This is a genomic window from Luteibacter sp. ME-Dv--P-043b (assembly GCF_030209605.1).
Lineage (GTDB): Bacteria > Pseudomonadota > Gammaproteobacteria > Xanthomonadales > Rhodanobacteraceae > Luteibacter.
The window spans coordinates 5,285-28,174 of sequence record NZ_JARVRT010000030.1; the positions used below are offsets into that span (position 1 = coordinate 5,285).

General features: G+C 69.4%; 1 protein-coding gene (running past one end of the window). It reads left to right on the top strand.

The genetic code is table 11. From position 1 onward, the window contains the following. Window positions 1–22,890: the 5' portion of a non-ribosomal peptide synthetase gene (locus QRN34_RS15120; RefSeq protein WP_285405688.1), read on the top strand. Its footprint extends 9,999 nt past the window's final position; 22,890 of the gene's 32,889 nt are visible here — the first part of the coding sequence; the start codon lies at window positions 1–3; its stop codon lies beyond the right edge, outside the window.

Consider the following 22,890-nt stretch of genomic DNA (forward strand, 5'->3'; position numbering starts at 1 on the left):
ATGAACGTCGATATCGCCATCATCGGCATGGCCTGCCGCTTTCCCGGCGCGGCCGATTACGCGGCTTTCTGGGACAACCTGCGCCAGGGCGTGTCCAGCGTCGGCGAGGTGCCCGCGGGACGCTGGGATCGCGAGGCCTTCTACGCCGCCGACGGGCGCGAGCCTAACCGGTCGGTCAGCAAGTGGGGCGGCTTCATCGACGGCGTGGAGTATTTCGATGCCGATTTCTTCGGCATCTCCGCGCGCGAGGCGGCGGTCATGGACCCCCAGCAGCGCGTGATGCTGGAACAGGCATGGAACTGCCTGGAGGACGCCGGCTACGACCCTGCCGCGTTCAGCGGCACGCGTACCGGCGTCTACGTCGGCGTCTTCACTTTCGACTACCGCGATCACCTGAGCCGCGCGCTGGAGACGATCGAGGGCCATCTCGCCACGGGCACGCACACCGCGCTGATCCCCAACCGCATCTCGTATTTCCTCAACCTTCACGGGCCCAGCCTGCCCATCGACACGGCCTGTTCCAGTTCCCTGGTGGCCCTGCACAAGGCCGCGCACGCTATCCGCCGGGGCGAGTGCGAGCAGGCGCTGGTCGGCGGCGTCAGCGTGCTGTGCAGCCCCACGCATTTCATCTCGTTCTCCAAGACCGGCATGCTCTCGCCGGACGGCAGCTGCAAGAGTTTCGACGAGCGGGCCAACGGCTACGTGCGTGGCGAGGGCGCGGCCATGGTGCTGCTCAAGCCGCTGGACCGTGCCCTGCGCGACAACGATCGCATCGTTGGCGTGCTGCGCGGCACGGCGATGAACCACGGCGGCCACGCCCGCACGGTGACTTATCCCGGCTCGCTGGCCCAGTCGCACGTGATCGGCGACGCCCTGCGCGAGGCGGACATCGACGTGGCCAGCGTCGGCTATGTCGAGGCCCACGGCACCGGCACGCCCAAGGGGGATCCCATCGAGATCGAGGGGCTGAAGCTGGCCTTCTCGCGCGTGGCCGCGGATCGCGGTGAAGCGCCGGGCGAGGGCACCTGCGGGATCGGCAGCGTCAAGACCAACATCGGCCACCTGGAATCGGTGGCGGGACTGGCGGGCCTCATCAAGACCCTGCTGTGCATGAAGCACGAGGCCTTCCCGCCGCTGGTGCATTACCAGCGGCTCAATCCGCGGATCGACCTGTCCGGCAGCCCGTTTTTCATTGTCGACCAGGCACGGCCATGGCCCGTGCCGACCGATGCCAGCGGGGAAGCGATGCCGCGTCGCGCGGGCATCAGTTCATTCGGTTTCGGCGGCGTCAACGCGCACGTCATCGTCGAGGAACATGTGGACACGGCACCCGCGCCGGTGGCCGATGCCCGTCCGGCACTGATCGTGCTGTCGGCACGCACGGCACTGGCGCTGCGCGAGCGCGTCCGGCAACTGGTCGATGCGCTCACCGCGCACGAATCGCGCGACGCCGACCTGCACGACCTGGCCTACACGCTGCAACTCGGCCGGCACGCCATGGCGACGCGCCTGGCGACGGTGGTCGATTCGGTAGCGCTGCTGACCTCGCGACTGGAAGCATGGCTGGCTTCGTCCGCGGAGCGCGACGATGTGATGACGGGCGAGGTGCCGGTGGATGTCACGACCACGGGCGACGAAACGTCCGGCAGCGAAACCCTGGCCGGGCACCTCGCCCGGGGCGACCTGGCGGCGGTGGCATCGGCCTGGGTGAAAGGCGGCACGGTCGACTGGATGCCCGTGTATGCCTCGGGTCCGCGGCGTCGCCTTGCCTTGCCTACGTATCCGTTCGCCCGGGAGCGTCATTGGGTGGATGCGAAGCCGGCCGCCACGGAGGCGATGCAGGCGGCGATCCATCCGCTGGTCCAGCGCAACACCTCCAACGCGTCGGGCTTGCGATACACCAGCCGGTTCACCGGTCGGGAGTTCTTCCTCGACGATCACCGTGTGTGCGGGGAGCGGACCTTGCCCGCGGCGGCCCAGCTGGAGATGCTGCGCTGCGCCGCCGACCTCGCCAGTGCGTCATCCATCCGTTATCGCATCGAGGACGTGGTGTGGCTTCGCCCCTTCACCGTCGGCGATGCGCCGAAGGAACTGCATGTCGCGCTGTTCCCCGAAGCCCGCGGCGGTTTCAGCTTCGAGATCTACGACGACGGCGCCACCGGCGACGGTACCGTCTACACGCAGGGCCTGCTCGCCGTCGCCGAACATGGGGATGCGACCGTCGACGTCCGCCTCGACATCGACGCGATTCGCCAGGCGTGCACGCGCTCGCATCGATCGGCCGCGGCGTGCCATGCGCTGTTCGACCGGGTGGGATTGCAGTACGGGCCGGCCCACCGCAGCCTGGAGGAACTATTTATCGGCGATGGCGTGGCACTGGCACGGATCGTCCTGCCGGCGACGATGACGTCGGGAAGCGATGCCTATCTCCTGCACCCGGCCGTGCTCGACGCGGCGTTGCAGGCCGTTATCGCGGTGCAGGCGGATGACGCGGGCACATGGGACGGCGCAGCGCTGTCGTTGCCGTTCGCGCTGGCCTCGCTCGACGTGCGCGGCACGTGCAACGGCGATGGCTGGGCGGTGATTCGGCACCGCGCCGGTCGTGGTTCGGCTGCCTCCGTGGTGCAGGCGTTCGACGTGGACCTGTGCGACGCGCAGGGCACGGTGCTGGCGCGGCTGGATGGCTTCTCCACGCGTACTGTCCCCGCGGCGATGGCCTCCGCTTCGACGCGCACGTCACTGTTCATGCCGACGTGGACGGAACCGTCCTCGGTGTCCACCGAGCCGGCCGCCTATGCACATCACACCGTCCTGGTTTGCCGGGATATGGCGTTGCCGGAACACGTTTCGACCGACCTGCAGGCACGCCTGCCCGAGGCGCGGATCATTGCGATCGACGACGACGCGGCGCTCGCGTCACGCTACGAAAGCGCGGCGGTCGCGTTGCTGGAACAGCTCCAGGGCGCCGTCACGCGGTCGGGACGGCACCTGATCCAACTGGTTGTCGCCGACCACGGCGCCGGGCAGCTCATGGCCGGCCTGGGCGGCATGCTGCGGACGGCGATGCGGGAGAACCCGCGGATCGTCGGCCAGGTGATCCGGCTCGGCTCGGCGGCGGACATCGTCCAGGCGATCGTCGAACATCGCAACGCGCCGGCCGGTGACAGCCGCTACCGCGATGGCATCCGTCAGGTGGCCGGGTGGTCCGAAGTGGCGACGCAGCCTGACGTCGCCTCGCCGTGGAAGGCGGGTGGCGTGTATCTCATCACCGGTGGCGCCGGTGGCCTGGGCGCGATCCTGGCGCGTGACATCGCCCGTGATGCCAGCGGTGCGACCCTGGTACTTACCGGGCGCTCGCCTGTCGGCGACACGGTGCAGGCGTTGCTCGCGGAACTGAAGGCATTGGGCGCGAGGGCGCTGTATCGCCCGCTCGACGTGGCCGATGCGGACGCCGTGTCGCACTTCGTGCGCGAGGTGGCTGCGACGCATGGCCTGCACGGCATCGTGCACGCCGCCGGGGTGTTGCGCGACGGCCTGCTGCCACGCAAGACGCGTGACGACCTGCGCGCCGTGCTGCGGGCGAAGGTGGCCGGCACGCTGCATCTGGACGAGGCCAGCCGCGATCTTCCGCTGGACTGCTTCGTCTGTTTCGCCTCCACCTCGGGCGCCTTTGGCAACGTAGGTCAGGCCGATTACGCCGCCGCGAACGCGTTCATGGATGCCTTCGCGATCCAGCGCGCCGCGCAGGTGGCAGAGGGACGTCGCCACGGTCGCACGCTGGCCGTGGACTGGCCGCTGTGGGAGGAGGGTGGTATGCGCGTGGACGCCGCCACGCGCGAGGCGATGACCGCGCAGACCGGCCTGGTGCCTTTGCGTACCGCCAGTGGCCTTGCCGCGCTCCGGCAGGCGATGGCGACGGCGTTGCCGCAGGTGGTGGTGGCCGAAGGCGCGATCGATCGCTTCGTGGCGAGCTGGTCGCCCCCTACGGCACCCGTGGCCGCATCGGTGCCGTCGTCTGTGGCGTCCACCGCGCTCGCGGCGTCGCCGACGGCGGACCATGCCGCAGCGGATCATGGGGATGCCACGGACGCCCTGCGCGACAAGGCCGAGCGTTACCTGGTCCGCCTGCTGTCGAGCACGCTGAAACGTCCCGCCCATAGCATCGATCCACGGGTGCGCATGGAGGCGTACGGCATCGATTCCATCCTCGTGATGGAACTGACCCGCGCGTTGGAGCCGGTGTTCGGGCCGCTGTCGAAGACGCTATTGTTCGAGTACCAGACCCTGTCCGACCTGGCCGGCTATTTCCTGGGCGAGCACCGCGCCGCGCTGGTCGAGGCGCTGGGTGCGTCGGGCAACGTGACGGCCGCTGCCACTGCTTCGGCGTCAGCGCCAACCGTAACGAGTACCTCGGTTGCAGAGCCGATGTCCGGGGCGCCGAACGGTCCGGGGCAGAGCGCGGCGCACGACGAGTCGCTCGCGCCGCCGATGCCCCGCCGGCCCCGCTTCGGTAGCGAGCCGCCGCGCACGCTGCCCACGGTGGACACCCCGGCAACGACGGAGATCGCCATCGTCGGCGTCGCCGGGCGCTATCCGCAGGCGGCCGACCTGGCTGCGTTCTGGGCCAACCTCAGCCAGGGCAGGGACAGCATCACCGAGATTCCGGCCGATCGCTGGGACTATCGCCTCTACTACGACCCGGACCGCAACGCGGTCGGCAAGACCTACGGCAAGTGGGGCGGCTTCATCGACGGCGTGGACCGCTTCGATCCGCTGTTCTTCAACATCGCCCCGCGCGAGGCGGAGCTGATGGATCCGCAGGAACGGCTGTTCCTGGAATGCGTGCATGCCACGCTGGAAGACGCCGGCTATACGCGCGAGAGCGTATCCAGCGACGGCAACGTCGGCGTCTTCGCCGGTGTGATGTACGAGGAATACCAGCTCTACGGTGCGCAGGCGCAGGCGCGCGGCCAGAACCTCGCCGTGTTCAACAGCCCGGCCTCGATCGCCAACCGGATCTCCTACTTCTGCGATTTCCACGGGCCCAGCATGGCGCTGGACACCATGTGCTCGTCGTCGCTGACGGCCATCCACCTGGCCTGCCAGGCGATCCAGCGCGGCGACTGCGCGGTGGCGATCGCCGGCGGCGTCAACGTGTCCGTCCATCCCAACAAGTACCTCATGCTGGCCCAGGGCCGTTTCATCTCAGGCAAGGGCCGTTGCGAGAGCTTTGGCGAAGGCGGCGAAGGCTACGTGCCGGGCGAGGGCGTTGGTGCAGTGCTGCTGAAGCCGCTGGCCGTAGCCATCGCCGACGGCGACCACATCCATGGCGTGATCCGTGCCACCGCGATCAACCACGGCGGCAAGAACAACGGCTACACCGTGCCCAATCCCAACGCCCAGGCGAAGGTGATCGAGCGCGCGTTGCGCGCCGGCGGCGTGGATGCCCGCGCGATCAGTTACATCGAGGCGCATGGCACCGGTACCAGCCTGGGCGATCCCATCGAGATCGCCGGTCTGTCCAAGGCGTTCCGCGAGTGGACGCCGGACACCGGCTTTTGCGCGATCGGTTCGGCCAAATCCAACATCGGCCATTGCGAAAGCGCCGCGGGTATTGCTGGTGTCACCAAAGTGTTGTTGCAGCTGAAGCACCGGCAGCTGGCGCCGAGCCTGCATTCGGCCGTGCTGAATCCGAACATCGACTTCGCGCGCACGCCCTTCGTCGTGCAGCAGGACCTCGCCGCCTGGTCGCGTCCCGTGCTCGACGGGCACGAGCGTCCGCGGCTGGCCGGCGTGTCGTCGTTCGGTGCTGGCGGCGCCAACGCGCACGTGGTGATCGAGGAATACGTGGCTTCACCATCACTGGTGACCGCGGAACCGAGCGGTCCGGCGCTGGTGCTGCTGTCCGCGCGGCACGAGGATCGGCTTGTCGACCAGGTACGGCGCCTGCTGTCGGCCATCGACGACCAGCCGGACATGCGCCTGGATGAGCTTGCCTACACGCTGCAGGTCGGCCGCGAGGCCATGGACGAGCGCCTGGGTATCGTGGCGACCTCGCTGGCGGACCTGCGGGCGAAGCTGGCGGCATGCGTCGCCGGCGACATGGCGGTGGAGGATGTGTATCGCGGCCAGGTCAAGCCGAACAAGGACGCGCTGGCCCCACTGGCCGGCGACGACGACATGGCCACGCTGGCCGACGCGTGGATGGCGCGCGGCAAGTTCGGCAAGCTGCTGGACCTGTGGGTCAAGGGCGTGCCGTTCGACTGGCGACGCCTGTATGCGGAGCGGACGCCGCGACGCATCAGCCTGCCGACCTATCCCTTCGCCGGCGAACGCTACTGGATTCCCGTCGATACCGCCGCGCCCGCCGCTGCTGCCGTGGAAGCGCCGGTGCTGCATCCGCTGGTGCACCGGAACACCTCCGACATCGGCGGACTGCGCTTCAGCGCCGGCTTCACCGGTGCCGAATCCTTCTTTACCGATCACGTGATCCGCGGCGCACGCATGCTCCCCGGCGTGGCGCACCTGGAAATGGCACGTGCCGCGCTCCACGAGGCGGTCGACGACGGTCGCACCTGGGCCGTGCACAACATGGCGTGGCTGCGCCCGGTCGTCGACGACGGTGCCGGTGTGTCGCTGCATGTCGCCCTGCATCCACAGACGGACGCCGCGATCGGCTTCGCCATCTACGCGGACGGTGACAACGGTGATGCCTCGGTCCATAGCCAGGGCACGCTGGTCGCCGAGCCCGACGATGCGGATGCGGGTATTACGCACGATCTTTCCGCCTGGCGCGCGATATGCACGCTCGGCCACAGCGACGCGGCGGCCTGCTATGCGCGGCTGGAGCGGATGGGCCTGCATTACGGGCCGGCGTTCCAGGGCGTGCGCGAGTGGTTCGTCGGAGAGGGACGTGTCCTTGCGCGGGTGGCCTTGCCGCCGTCGGCCACAATGGACGGCTACGGCCTGCCGCCGAGCCTGCTCGACGCGGCGCTGCAGGCAACCCTGGCGCTGCCGTCCACGTCGGCCGGCGACGCCACGACGCCGATGATTCCGTTCGCCCTGGGCGGCCTGCGGTTCCTGCGTGCGTGCAAGCCGGATATGTGGGCGCTGGTGCGGTACAGCGAAGGCAGTGCGCCGGGTGATGCCGTACCGCGCCTGGACATCGACCTCTGCGACACGGAGGGCGCGGTCTGCGTGCGACTGACCGGCCTCGGCCTGCGGGCGATGTCCGCCCCGGCTGCGGCTGCGGCGGATGCGGCGGCCACAGCCCACGCGGCCCATCGGGCCCATCCAGCCACTATGGTCGCTACGGCATCTGACGCCACGGAAGCTACTGAGTCCGGCCTTCTCCTCTTGCAGCCGTCGTGGACGGCGGCTGCCGCGACCGCGGGCGACCGCGCGTTCGACGGTCATCTGATCGTGCTCTGCGGCGTCGATGCGCAGGGCGTGCAGCAGGCGTGGCCCGACGCGACGCTGGTGGTGGCGGACAACACCGGCGACCTGGCGGAACGCTACGAGGCCGCCGCGACGCTGCTGCTTAAACAATTGCAGGTCCTGAACGGCCGCGGCGGCATGCAGCGGCTGCAACTGCTGGTGCCGGGCGACGGCGAAGGCCGGACCCTGGCGGGACTCGCCGGCATGGTGCGTACCGCACAGCGGGAAAACCCGCGTGTGCTGGGCCAGGTGATCGAGGTGATGGCCGGACAGGACGTGGTCGCGGCACTGCGGGAGAACCTCGGCGACACCGCGACGCACGTGCGTTACGTCGGCGGCGTGCGTGAAACGCCGGGCTGGCAGGAGTACACGCCCGTGGCGGAGGCCGCGGTGCCGTGGCGGGATCGCGGCGCTTACCTCATCACCGGCGGCGCCGGTGGCCTGGGCCTGATCGTGGCGCGCGAGATCGCCAGCCACGCGCGCAATCCGGTGCTGGTGCTGACCGGTCGCTCGGCGCCGGACGAGCGCATCCACGCATGCGTGCGCGAGCTGGAAACCCTCGGCGCGGTGGTCCGCTACCACGCGGTGGACGTCGGCGACGCGGCGGCGGTGGCGCACCTGGTGGCCAGCATCCCCGAGGAGTTCGAGCGCCTGGACGGCATCATCCACAGCGCCGGCGTGGTGCGTGACGCCTTCCTGGCCAGGAAGACACCGGCGCAACTGCGCGAGGTGCTTGCCGCGAAACTGCACGGCACGTTGAACCTCGATCATGCCAGCCGCGACATGGACCTGGACTGCTTCATCTGCTTCGCGTCCATCGCCGGTGTGCTCGGCAATGTGGGGCAGGCCGACTACGCCTGTGCGAACGCCTTCATGGATGCCTTCGCCCACGAGCGCAACCGTCGCGTCGCCAGGGGCGAGCGCCGGGGACACACCGTGTCGATCGACTGGCCGCTATGGGACGAAGGCGGCATGCAGGCGGACGCGGCCACCCGCGCGATGCTGGCCCGCCAGTGGGGCATGCAGCCGATGGCCAGCACTACCGGTGTGCAGGCCTTGCGCCAGGCGCTGGCGAGCGGGCTGGGCCAGGTGCTGGCGATCGAGGGCGACCTGGGTCGCATGCGCAGCGTGCTGATGGACGTGGCGCCCGTTGCCTCCGCTGTCGTCTCCGGCGAAGCGTCCGGCCAGCCTGTGCCCGACCTGCGCCGCGACGTGAAAAGGGCGCTGATGGAGGTGGTATCGGCGCTCATCAAGGTGAGGCCGGGCGACCTGGATGGCGACACCGCGCTCAGCGAATACGGCTTCGATTCGATCTCGCTGACCGAGTTCGGCAACGTGCTGAACCAGCGCTACGGGCTGGACCTCACACCGACGATCTTCTTCGAGTTTCCCACGCTGGATGGCCTGGCCGGTCATCTGGCCCGGGAGCATGCGGCGTTGCTTGCGCCGGTCTTCGCGCCCCGGTCGGCATCGCCGGCCGTGGCGGCTGTCCCGGCAGTGGCTGGAAGCGCGACGGTATCCGTGCCCGTACCGCTGTCGTCCTTTCCGGCGCCGGACGCGATGCGCATGCCGACCCCGGCGCGCCGCGGTTTCGCGGCGACGACGGCGGCCCAGTCCCCCGCGCCGGAACGCACCCGCGAGCCGGTGGCGATCATCGGCATGAGTGGGCAGTTCCCGCACGCGCCGGACCTGGACAGCTTCTGGCGCAACCTGCGCGACGGTAAGGATTGCATCGACGCGATACCGGCGGGGCGTGACTGGCCGGACAGCCTGCGGGTGCAGGGTGGTTTCATCGACGGGGTCGACGCGTTCGATCCGATGTTCTTCGGTATCTCGCCGCGCGAGGCCGAGCTGATGGACCCGCAGCAGCGGCTGATGATGATCCACATCTGGAAGGCGCTGGAAGACGCCGGCTACGCCGGTGGCGCCTTGTCCGGCAGCGACACGGCGATCTACGTCGGCACGATGCCCAGCGGATACGCCGCGCTGGCCGGTCGGGCCGGCATGGCGGTGGAGGGGTATTCGTCCACCGGAGCGGTCGCCTCGGTCGGCCCCAATCGCATGAGCTACTTCCTGGATTTCCACGGGGCGAGCGAGCCGGTGGAAACCGCATGCTCCAGCTCGCTGGTCGCGTTGCGCCGCGCGGTGCTGGCGATCGAGCGCGGCGAGTGCACGGTCGCGATCGCCGGTGGGGTGAACACCCTGGTCGATCCCGCGCTGCACGCCAGTTTCGACAAGGCCGGCATGCTCAGCGTGGACGGCCGCTGCAAGACGTTCTCGGCCGAAGCGAACGGTTACGTGCGTGGCGAGGGTGTCGGCATGCTGGTACTGAAATCGCTCTCGGCCGCCGAGCGCGACGGCGACGCCATCCATGGGTTAGTGCGTGGCACGGCCGAGAACCACGGTGGTCGCGCCAGTTCGCTCACCGCGCCGAACCCCACGGCACAGGCCGCGGTGATCCGCGACGCCTGGCGGCAGGCGGGGGTCAATCCGCGCAGCGTCACCTATATCGAGGCACACGGCACCGGCACGCCCCTGGGCGATCCCGTGGAAATCCGCGGTCTCAAGGCCGCTTTCGCGGAACTCTACGCGGATACGGGCGACGGCACGGTGGCCTCGGCGCATTGCGGGCTGGGTTCGGTGAAGACCAACATCGGCCACCTGGAACTGGCGGCCGGCGTGGCCGGCGTCATCAAGGTGCTGTTGCAGATGAAGCACCGCACGCTGGTGAAGAGCCTGCACGGCGATACCCTCAATCCGTACATCGATCTGTCCGGCACGCCGTTCTACCTGCTGCGCGACGCGCGCGAGTGGATCGCCCTGCGCGATGCGGACGGTCGTCCGCTGCCGCGCCGCGCGGGTGTCAGCTCGTTCGGCTTCGGCGGCGTCAATGCCCATGTGGTGCTCGAAGAATACGTTGCGCCCGCCCGGCGACCCGTCGTCGACGCACCGGTGGCCGTCTTGCTTTCCGCGCGCAGCGACGAGCGCCTGCGCGAGCAGGTGCAGGCGCTGCATGCGTTCGTCGACGATGCCCGCCTGTCGGGCGACATCGCCCTGGCGGACCTGGCGTATACGTTGCAGGTGGGGCGTGAGGCCATGGCGCACCGGCTCGGCTTCGTGGCCGGATCAGTCGCCGAGGTGCGCGACCAGCTGGCGCGCTACCTCGACGATGGTGCCGGCGGCATGCATCGCGCGGACGTCGGCGAGCATCGCGAGGCGATGGATGCCTTCGTGCCCGATATGGCGCTGCGCGGGCTCATGCGGCCCGCCATCGACCGGGCCGGCATGGACCGGCTTCTCGCCCTATGGGTCAAGGGATATGCCGTCGAATGGCCGGCCCTGTACGGCGAAGACAGGCCTGGTCGCGTGCACCTCCCCACCTACGCGTTCGCGCGGGAGCGCTACTGGGTGCCTGCTACCGGTTCGAGCGGATCCGGGGGGAAACCCCTGCATCCGCTGGTCCAGCGCAACGTGTCCACCCTGGATGGCGTGTCCTTCAGCAGCCATTTCGACGGCCACGAATTCTTCCTCGACGACCATCGGGTACGCGGTCGGCGCGTGCTGCCCGGCGTGGCGCACCTGGAGATGGCCCGCTTCGCGGCCACGGTGGCGGGCCGCACCGATGCGGCGGCAGGATGGCTGCGCCTGCACGACATCGTCTGGGCGCGCCCGGTCGGCGTGGGCGATGAGGGCGTGGAGCTGCACATCGCGTTGCAGGCCGGTCGCGGTGACGATGCCGGCTACGCGATCCGCTCGTCGCTGGCCGATGACGGCATCGTCTATGGCCATGGCGTGGTATCCCGTGTCCCTGGCCCCGCGCCGACGGTCGTGCTTTCGCTGGACGCGCTTCGGGCGCAGTGCGACCGCGAGCCGATGGACGCCGCGCGCTGCTATGCCGTGTTCGCGGCGATGGGCCTCGATTACGGTGCCGGCTTTCGCGGCCTGACGGAACTCCGGCTCGGCAAGCGCATGGCGCTGGCGCGGATCGACCTGCCGCCGTCGGTGCAGGGCACGCAGGCGGCGTATGGCCTGCATCCCAGCCTGCTCGACGGCGTGTTGCAGGCGTCGATCGGGCTGGTGATCGATATGGACGGCCCGCCGCCGGCGATGCTGCCCGTGGCGCTGGCTTCGCTGGATGTGCTCGGTCCGTGCCCGGATCGACTCTGGGCGATCGTAAGGCCGGCGGACGGTGTCGCCGGCGAGGATTCCTCGATCGTCGCGGACATCGACGTGTGCGATGCACAGGGCCTGGTGTGCCTGCGCTTGCGCGGACTGGTGTTCCGCGTAGTCGTGCCGAAATCGAAGCGCGGGCATGCGTATGTGGGCGGCGTAGCCGCAGACGCAGAGGTCGACGTCGTCGCTGCTGTCCCCCTCGATCCCGGTGCCGGTGCCGCGATCGGTGTCGCCATGGGCGCCGCTATCGAAGCGGGCGTCCACACGACGGGCTTAGACGTGTCGACGCTTGCCAGCGACGACACGACGGAGCGCGCCTTGCGCTATTTCGAGCGTTTCCTGTCGAAGGCGCTGAAGCTGCCGCTGCACCGCATCGATCGCCGGGCAAGGATGGAAACCTACGGGATCGATTCGTTGCTGGTGCTGGAACTGACGCGTGTCCTGGAAACCACCTTCGGGCCGCTGCCGAAAACCCTGTTCTTCGAGTACCAGACGCTGGCCGCCCTGAGCGACTATTTCGTGCGGCAGCATCCGGTCGCCATGGCCGGTCTGATCGGTGAGGCGCACGTGCCGCCTGCGGCGATGGCCGTGGCCGTGCCGCGTGCCATCCGGACCGCCGCGTCCCTGCCGTTCGCCGCGATGACCCCGCCAACCACCAACGCGCCCACGGTCGGCGACATCGCCATCGTGGGCGTGGCCGGCCGCTACCCCGGGGCCGATACGCTCGACGCGTTCTGGGCCAACCTCAGCCAGGGCCGGGACAGCATCACCGAGATCCCGGCCGATCGCTGGGACCACCGCCTGTATTTCGACGAGACGCGAGGCAAGGCCGGGAAGACCTACGGCAAGTGGGGCGGTTTCATCGACGGCGTGGACCGTTTCGATCCGCTGTTCTTCAACATCTCGCCGCGCGAAGCGATCCTGATGGACCCGCAGGAGCGCCTGTTCCTGGAGTGCGTGCACGCCACGCTGGAAGACGCCGGATACACGCGGTACAACGTGGCGGAAGACGGCCGTGTCGGCGTCTTCGCCGGCGTGATGTACGAGGAATACCAGCTCTACGGTGCGCAGGAGCAGGCGCGCGGCCGCCCGCTCGCCGTGGCGGGCCACCCCGCGTCCATTGCCAACCGCGTTTCATATTTCTGCGATTTCCACGGCCCCAGCATGGCGCTTGACACCATGTGCTCGTCGTCGCTGACGGCGATTCACCTGGCCTGCCAGGCGATCCAGCGTGGCGATTGCGCGGTGGCCATCGCCGGCGGCGTCAATGTCTCCGTGCATCCCAACAAGTACCTGACCCTGGCCCATGGCCGGTTCATCTCGGGCAAGGGCCGCTGCGAAAGCTTCGGCGAGGGCGGCGAAGGCTACGTACCGGGCGAGGGCGTGGGTGCCGTGCTGCTGAAGCCGCTGGCCCGCGCCGTCGCCGATGGCGACCACATCCACGGCGTGATCCGCGCCACCGCGGTCAACCATGGCGGCAGGACGCATGGCTACACGGTGCCCAATCCCAACGCGCAGGCCCAGGTGATCGAGCACGCCCTGCGCGCCGGCGGCGTGGATGCCCGTGCGATCAGTTACATCGAGGCGCACGGCACGGGCACCAGCCTGGGCGATCCCATCGAGATCGCCGGCTTGTCCAGGGCGTTCCGCGAGTGGACGCCCGACACCGGTTTCTGCGCGATCGGCTCGGCCAAATCCAATATCGGCCACTGCGAAAGCGCCGCGGGTATCGCGGGCGTCACCAAGGTGCTGTTGCAACTGAAGCATCGACAGCTGGCGCCGAGCCTGCACTCGTCCACGCTCAATCCCGATATCGATTTCGCGCGCACGCCCTTCGTCGTGCAGCAGGAGCTCGCCCCCTGGCACGCGCCGACCCTCGACGGCCGCGAAGCCGCACGTGTGGCAGGTGTCTCCTCGTTCGGGGCAGGTGGCGCGAACGCCCACGTGGTGATCGAGGAATACATCGCGCCCGAGCGCCCGGATACGGTGGCCGCGAACGCACCGCCAGCCATCGTCTTGCTGTCCGCACGAGACGAGGATCGCCTGCGCGAACGCGTGCAGGCGTTGCTCGACCACCTCGACGTCAACGAGGTGTCCCTGGCCGACCTCGCCCATACCTTGCAGGTGGGCCGTGAGGCGATGGACGAGCGGCTCGGCCTGATCGTTTCCACGTTGGACGCGCTGCGCGCGAAGTTGTCCGCCTGGCTGGCCGGCGAGACCGGCATCGACGATCTTCACGGCGGCCAGGCCCGGCGCCACCAGGAGGCGCTGGCCGAGCTGGACGACGATGACGACATGGCCGCCACCGTGCGGGCGTGGCTCGACAAGGGCAAGTACGGCAAGCTGGTCGGGCTATGGGCGCGCGGCCTGGATGTGGATTGGGCTGCGCTGTATCCAGCGGGCTCACCGCGGCCGCATCGCATCGGACTGCCGACCTATCCGTTCGCGCGCGAGCGCTACTGGGTCGACCTCGGCCCGGCGACGCTGCCCGCGGGCACGGCACCGCTGCACCCGCTCGTGCATCGCAATACGTCCACGTTCGCGCAGCAGCGCTTCACGTCGCATTTCACCGGCGATGAGTTCTTCCTCGCCGGGCATGTCGTCCGTGGCGTCCGAATGCTGCCTGGCGTCGCGCAGCTGGAAATGGCCTACCACGCGGTAACCGAGGCGCTGGACGAGGCCGGCATCCTGTCGCTGCGCGATGTGCGCTGGACGCGCGCCGTCACGGTCGCCGACGAGCCGATCGACCTGCACATTGTCCTTGCCGTCGATGGCGATGCCATCCGCTTCGACATCGCGCGTGATGTCGACGGTGGTACCACGACCTTTGGGCATGGCACGGTGGAGGTCCATGCCGATGCGCCTCCTGCGGTGTTCCATGACCTTGACGCGCTCAGGCAACAGGCCACCCTGGGGCAGCTGGATGCGGATGCCTGCTATGCCTGGTTCGAACGCATGGGGCTGGACTACGGTCCCGGGTTGCGCGGCCTGCGCACGCTCCACATCGGCACGGACCAGCTGTTGGCGCGTATCGAACTGCCGTCGTCGCAACGCATGGACGGCTACACGCTGCACCCGGCGTTGCTGGATGCCGCGCTGCAATCCGTGGTCGGCCTGATGATCGCCGAGGACGCCACCGCCGAGCCGGCCCTGTGGCTGCCCGTGGCGCTGGACGCGCTGACCGTGCACGCGCTGCTTCCCTCGAACCTGTGGGCCGTGGTGCGCGCTGTGGCCAGCGCGGATGCCGGCACCCGGCGATTCGACATCGACCTGTGCGACGACGCAGGCAGCGTCTGCGTCGGCCTGGCCGGCCTGGTCGTGCAGCCGGTGCCGGACGCGACGCCCGGGACGCGCCTGATGCTTGCCACCCCCGACTGGACCAAACGGTCGGCCCATGGATCGGGGCTCGCGCCGAGGGCGTGGGCGCGGCATGTGGTGCTTGCCTGCGGCGTGGACGATGCGGCGCTGGCACGTGTGCGCCAGCGCCTTGCCGAGGCGACCTGCCTGGCGCTGCCTTCGACAGGAACCCTTGCCGGGGATTACGCCGCCGCTGCCGTGATGCTGCTGGAGCTTTTGCAGGCGCAGGACAGTACGTCGGGGCCGGCCTTGTTCCAGTTCGTGATCGCGGGGCAGGGCGACGCACGGACCATGAGCGGACTGGGTGGCATGTTGCGCACGGCCACGCTGGAGGACCCGGCCATCCACGGTCAGGTGATCGAGCTCGACGGCAGCGAGGATATCGCCCGCGTGCTCGACGAAAACCGCGACAGCACGGCGACGCGTATCCGCTACGTGGATGGATCGCGTCAGGAAGGCGGCTGGCTCGAGGCGGACGCCGCCATCGACGCCGCGCCTGTGTGGCGCAGCGGGGCGACCTACCTCATCACCGGCGGCGTCGGTGGCCTCGGGCTGATCTTCGCGCGCGACATCGCCACCCAGGCACCCGGGGCGACGTTGGTGCTGACCGGCCGTTCGGCACCGGGCGAGGCCATGCGTGAGTCGCTGGCATCGCTGGAGGCCATGGGTGTCACCGTGCGCTATCGCCAGCTGGACGTGGCCGATGCGGACGCCGTGGCGCGCTGCGTGCGCGAGACGGCGGCTGCCGATGGCCTGCATGGCATCGTGCACAGCGCGGGCGTGCTGCGCGACAGCTTCATCATGCGCAAGACGCACGAGGAACTGGCCGACGTGCTGCGTGCGAAGCTTGCCGGCACGCTCAACCTCGACGACGCCAGCCGCGATCTGCCGCTGGAATGCTTTATCTGTTTTTCGTCCATCGCGTCCGCCTTCGGCAACCTTGGCCAGGCCGACTACGCCGCCGCGAACGGCTTCATGGACGCGTTCGCGCAGCACCGCAACGACCTGGTCGCCCAGGGCCTCCGTGCCGGCCGCACCCTGTCGGTGAACTGGCCGCTGTGGGACGAGGGCGGCATGCAGGTCGGTGCCGCCACGCGGCGCTACCTCGCCCAGGAAACCGGCATGACACCGCTGCCGACCGCCGCGGGTTGCCGTGCGCTGGCCGGCGCATGGTCGCTCGGCGCGTCGCAGGTACTGGTGATGCAGGGCGATCCGGCGCGTTTGAGGGCCCTTCTGGGCGATGAAACGCAGGCGCCGACCATCGCTACGACAACGACCACGGCGGCTCCCGTCCTGCCGATGGCGACGATCGCGCCTCTCGTTGAACCCACCCTCGTGGCGGCTCACCCCGTCGCCGTGGCTCAGGGACCAGCGCCCGCCGCGGCGGACGACCTGCGCGAGCGCACGGTACGCCACCTCGTCCGCCTCCTTGCGAACACGCTGCGCCTGCCGCCGCACAAGGTCGATGCGGAGGCGCGCCTGGAGGCCTACGGCATCGACTCCGTGCTGACCCTGGAACTCACCGCCGAACTGGAGAAGACCTTCGGTGTGCTGCCGAAGACGCTGTTCTTCGAATACCAGAGCATCGCGACACTGGCTGGCTATTTCCTGCGAGCCCATCGCGCCACGCTGGCGACGCTGTTCGGCAACACAGGCCAGACGAGCGAGACGGAAGCGCCGGGTGCTGCCGGTGCGGCCCGTGAGGTCGCCGCCACTCGTGCAGCCGACAGCGCCGTTCGCGCGGTCGGTGCCGCCGCGGCATCGGCGGTGCGGTTCGGGTCGCCGGCTCCGGTGGCCCCGGGCGCATCGCGCGTCGCACTGCGCCACCGCCATGGCGGCGTGGCTGCCGCCGCGGGCGCCGAGGCCGGTGTACAGGCGTTGGCCGAGGAAGGCATCGCCATCGTCGGCCTCGCCGGGCGCTACCCGCAAGCCGCCGACCTGGACGCCTTCTGGGCCAACCTCAGCCAGGGCAGGGACAGCATCACCGATATTCCGCTCGAACGCTGGGACCACACGCTCTACTTCGACGAGGATCGCAGCCGCGCCGGCAAGACGTACGGCAAATGGGGCGGCTTCATCGACGGCGTGGACCGTTTCGATGCGCGGTTCTTCCATATCTCGCCGCGCGAAGCGTCGCTGATGGACCCGCAGGAGCGTCTGTTCCTCGAATGCGCGTACGCCACGCTGGAGGATGCGGGCTACACGCCGGACAGCGTGGCGACGGATCGTGACGTCGGCGTGTTCGTCGGCGTCATGTACGAGGAATACCAGCTGTATGGCGCGCAGGCACAGGTACGCGGCGACGGTGTCGCCGTGGCGGGCAGTCCGGCGTCCATCGCCAACCGCGTATCCCACGTATGCGATTTCAATGGCCCGAGCATGGCGCTGGACACCATGTGTTCCTCGTCGTTGACGGCCATCCACCTGGCCTGCGAGAGCCTGCTGCGTGGCGGTTGCTCCGTGGCGATCGCCGGCGGGGTCAACCTGTCGCTGCACCCGAACAAGTACCTCGTGCTCGCCCAGGGCCGTTTCATCTCGGGCAAGGGCCGCTGCGAAAGCTTCGGCGAAGGTGGCGACGGTTACGTGCCCGGTGAAGGCGTGGGCGCCGTGCTGTTGAAGCCGCTGGCCCGCGCGGTGGCCGATGGCGATCATATCTACGGTGTGATCCGCGGCACCGCGATCAATCACGGCGGCCGAACCCACGGTTATACCGTGCCCAATCCGAACGCGCAGGCGAGCGTGATCGAGCGTGCCCTGCGTGCGGCCGGCGTGGATGCGCGCGAGGTCAGCTATGTCGAGGCGCATGGCACGGGTACCCGTTTGGGCGACCCGATCGAGATCGCCGGCCTGGCGAAGGCCTTCCAGGCATGGACGGCGGATACCGGCTTCTGCGCGATCGGCTCGGCCAAGTCGAACATCGGCCATGCCGAGAGCGCCGCGGGTATCGCCGGCCTGACCAAGGTGCTGTTGCAGATGAAGCACCGGCAACTCGTGCCGAGCCTGCATTCGGCCGTGCTCAATCCCGCGATCGACTTCGGGCAGACGCCGTTCGTGGTCCAGCAGGAACTCGCGCCCTGGTCGCGGCCGGTCGTGAACGGCCGCGAGAAACGGCGGATCGCCGGCTTGTCCTCGTTCGGCGCAGGCGGCGCCAACGCGCACCTGGTGGTCGAGGAATACGAGGACACCAGGGCACACGAGGACGCCGCCACGCATGCGGCGAACCCGGCGGGCCCGGCCATGGTGCTGCTGTCCGCCCGCGACGAAGCGTGCCTGCGTGAACGCGCGCAGGCGCTGCTCGACCACCTGCGGACGAACGACGTCGATCTGCACGACCTGGCGTACACCCTGCAGGTCGGACGCGAGGCGATGGATGAGCGCCTGGCCTTGCTGGTGTCTTCCATGGGTGCCTTGCGCGAAAAGCTGGAAGCCTTCCTGGCCGGCGACGCATCGGTGGACGACCTGTACCGCGGCCAGGCCAGGCGCAACCGCGATGCGCTGGCCGCACTGGCCGGCGACGACGACATGGCCGGCACCGTGGCGACATGGCTCGCCCGGGGCAAGCATGCCCGGCTGCTCGACCTGTGGAGCAAGGGTATGTCGCTCGACTGGCCGCGCCTGCATGCCGCCGGTGGACGCCGGTCGCGACGGATCAGCCTGCCGACGTACCCGTTCGCGCGGGAGCGTCACTGGATCGACGTGGCCCCCCTCACCGAGCCCACGGAAAGCGTGACGGGCGCGGTGCCGGGCGGTGTCTTGCCAGCCGTGGCCGTCGCGTCCGTAGCGACAGCGATGCCACTCGCACCCGCGCCACGGATGACCTCGACGGCGGCGCATGCCGTGGACGTTCCCGTGCAGACACTACTTTTCCGCCCCCTGTGGCGAGCGGCCGATGCCACCGATACGGCCCCGACGGGGGAGGCGTTCACGTCACGCTTCGTCATGCTGTGCGGCTTCGACGAAACCACCGCCGCCCATCTGCGCGCACGTTTGCCGGGGCTCGCCTGCCTCTGCATCGACGGTGCCGCGACGGACCTGCCAGGCGTCTTCGAGCGTGCGGCCATCGCCCTGCTGGAGGCGATCCAGGCGCGCATCGGCAAATCCGGACGGCACCTGATCCAGGTGGTCGTCCCCTTGGACAGCGACGGCGAAATCCTGGCGGGACTGGGCGGCATGCTGCGCACGGCGCAGCGCGAACACGAGCGGCTCGTCGGCCAGGTCGTCGCCGTTGCGTCCGGACCGGACGTGGGCGAGGCGATCGATAGGGCGCGGGATACCGGCGCCGCTCACGCACGCTACGTGCACGGCCGCTGCGAAGTGGCCGCGTGGGCCGAGCAGGACGTCGTGGCCGATGCCACGTCGCCGTGGAAGGATCGTGGTGTCTACCTCATCACCGGGGGCGCCGGCGGCCTGGGCCTGATCTTCGCCCACGCCATTGCGCGCGAGGTACGCCATCCGGTGCTGGTACTCACCGGTCGCACGCCGATGAACGATGCGATCAAGACACAGTTGCGCTCGCTGGAGACGCTGGGCGCCGTGGTGAGCTACCACGCCGTGGATGTCGCCGACGCCGAGGCCGTGACCACGCTGGTGCGCTCACTGCCCGAGACCTTCGAAAGCCTGGACGGCATCATCCACAGCGCGGGCGTGACCCGCGACAGCTACCTGGTCGCCAAGACACCGCAGCAGTTGCGCGAGGTGTTCGGCGCCAAGGTGGCCGGCCTGGTGAACCTGGACGAAGCCAGCGGCGACATGGCGCTGGACGTCTTCGTCGCCTTCGCGTCCATCGCCGGGGCGATCGGCAGCGTGGGGCAGGCCGACTACGCAGCGGCCAACGCGTTCATGGATGCCTTCGTCGAGCGTCGCACCGCACGCGTCGCGCTGGGCGAGCGGCAAGGCCGCAGCCTGTCGATCGACTGGCCGCTGTGGGCGGAGGGCGGCATGCAGGTGGATGCCGCCACACGCGACATGCTGGCCGGACAACTGGGCATGTACCCCCTGGACAGCGCGGCGGGCGTGGATGCGCTGCGCCAGGCATGGACCGGCGGCAACGATCGGTTGCTGGTGATCGCCGGCCATGCGCCGCGCCTGCGCGAAAGCCTGCTCGGCGACGCCTCGGCTTCCGTGACCGTGTCGGCATCGATGTCCGCACCGGTATCCGTTGCGGCAGCCGTGTCGGTATCGGCACACCTGCCTGCGCCCCCGGCAGCGGTGCTCGTCGAGCAGGTCGGGCAGGTGCTGGAAGGCATGGTGTCGCGCCTGATCGCCGTGCGACCGGAAGACCTCGACGGCGATACCACGTTCAGCGAATACGGATTCGATTCCGTCTCGCTGACGGAGTTCGGCAACGCGCTGAACACGCATTACGGACTGCGACTGACGCCGACGATCTTCTTCGAGCATTCGACCCTCGATGGTCTGGGCGCCTACCTCGTGCGCGAGCACGCCGCGGCCATCGCGTCCGTATCGCTCCCCTTGTCCACGGCCGCCATGGCCACCCCGGAGACCGCCGAACCGATGGCGCCGGCCGCACCTGCCGTCGCCACTCTCACCGACACGGCCATGGCACACGCGAGCGCCGCAGACGAGCCCATCGCCATCATCGGCATGAGCGGTCAGTTCCCGCAGGCCCGCGATATCGCCGCGTTCTGGGACAACCTGCGCGAAGGCAGGGACAGCATCGTCGAGGTTCCCCCCTCGCGCTGGGACTGGCGTGCGTGGTTCGGCGACCCGGCGCGCGAGCCGAACCGGACCAACATCACCCGGGGCGGCTTCATCGACGGTGTCGACGAATTCGATCCGATGTTCTTCGGTATCTCGCCGAAGGAAGCCGAACTGATGGATCCGCAGCAGCGGCTGATGATGATCCACGTGTGGAAGGCGCTCGAGGACGCCGGTTATGCCGGGCCGTCCCTGGCCGGCAGCGACACCGCCATCTTCGTCGGCACCGGATCGACGGGCTACGCCACGCTGGTGGCCCGCGCGGACCTCGGCGGACAGGCCTACGCCTCCACCGGCGGCGTGCCGTCGGTGGGGCCGAACCGGATCAGCTACCTGTTCGACTGGCACGGGCCCAGCGAACCGGTGGAGACCGCGTGCTCCAGTTCGTTGATCGCGCTGCATCGTGGCGTGCGGGCGATCCGCGCCGGCGATACGTCGGTCGCGGTCGTCGGTGGCGTGAATACCATCGTGACGCCGGAGGCGCACATCAGCTTCAGCAAGGCCGGCATGCTGAGCGAGGACGGTCGCTGCAAGACGTTCTCGGCCGATGCCGACGGCTACGTGCGCGGCGAGGGCGTCGCCATGCTGGTTTTGAAGCCCCTGTCTGCGGCGGAGCGCGACGGCGACACGATCCACGGCCTGGTGCGTGGCACCGCCGAAAACCACGGCGGCCACGCCAATTCGCTGACCGCACCCAATCCGGTCGCGCAGGCAGCGGTGATCCGCAAGGCCCAGCACCAGGCCGGCATCGATCCGCGGACGGTGACCTATGTGGAGGCACACGGTACCGGTACCCGCCTGGGCGATCCCGTGGAGATCCAGGGCCTGAAGGCCGCGTTCGGCGACGATACGGTAGCCGCGCCGTACTGCGGCCTGGGTTCGGTGAAAACCAACATCGGCCACCTCGAACTGGCCGCCGGCGTGGCCGGCGTGGTCAAGGTGCTGTTGCAGATGAAGCACCGCACGCTGGTGAAAAGCCTGCACAGCGACACGCTCAATCCGTACATCGACCTGGACGGCAGTCCCTTCTACGTCGTGCGCGAGGCCCGTCCCTGGGCCACCGTGAGCGACGCGCAGGGCCGGCCGTTGCCACGACGCGCCGGCGTGAGTTCGTTCGGCTTCGGCGGGGTCAACGCACACGTGGTACTGGAGGAATACGTCCCGGCGACGCCGAGGCCACCCATGGCACCGGCCGTACCCGCGATCGTCGTGCTTTCGGCACGCAACGAGGCCCGCCTGGCCGAACAGGTGCGTGCGTTGCAGGCTTTCGTCCTGCAAGGCGACGTCGACCTGGCCGACCTGGCCTATACGCTGCAGGTGGGGCGCGAGGCGATGGAGGCCCGGCTCGGCTTCGTCGCCGAGAGCATGGCGCATCTGCGCCAGACCCTGACCCTGCTGGCCGATGGCGCAAGCGTCGCGGGTGTCGTACAGGGCAGGGCGCTGCGCAACCGCGCGGCCCCGCCGGTCGTTTTCGACGGCGACAGGGGCATGCTGCTGCGGCAGTGGGTCGAGGGACGTGCGGTGGACTGGCGCACGCTGTACGGCACGGCGATGCCACGCCGCATCGGCCTGCCCACCTATCCGTTCGCCCGCGAGCGTCACTGGATAACCGTGGGCGCCGTCATCGACATGCGCCCTGCCACTGCCCCTGTCACTGCCGCCGTAGCCGACAGGGCAGCGGCGCCGGCCCAGGCCGACGACGAATGGCTGCTTGCGCCGGTGTGGGACGTGATGCTGGCTGCCGCTGTCGACGGTAGCGCCGCTAGCGCCGAACAACGCGTGGCGCTGCTCGGCGGTACGGACGCGCAGCGTGCGCTGCTCACCGCCCGCTGGCCGGGTGCGACGGTGCTGGCCACGCCCGAGGAGGCAGGCCATGCCACGTTCGATCACCTGGTCTGGATACTCCCCGTGGACACCGCGCCAGATCACGCGAACGACGACTTGACCGACGACGAGGCTCTGATCGCCGTCCAGCAGGACGGCGTGGTCACCGGCTTCCGCCTCGCCAAGGCCTTGCTCGGCCACCGCGCCGATGCGCGCGCGTTGCAGTGGACCGTGGTGACGTTCGGCACCCAGGCGGTGCATCGCAACGACGTGCCTGTGCCGGCCAGCGCCGGTGTGCATGGCTGGATCGGCGCGATGGCGCGGGAATACCCGCGCTGGCAGCTGCGCCTGATCGACCTGCCGGCTGGCGAACCGTGGCCC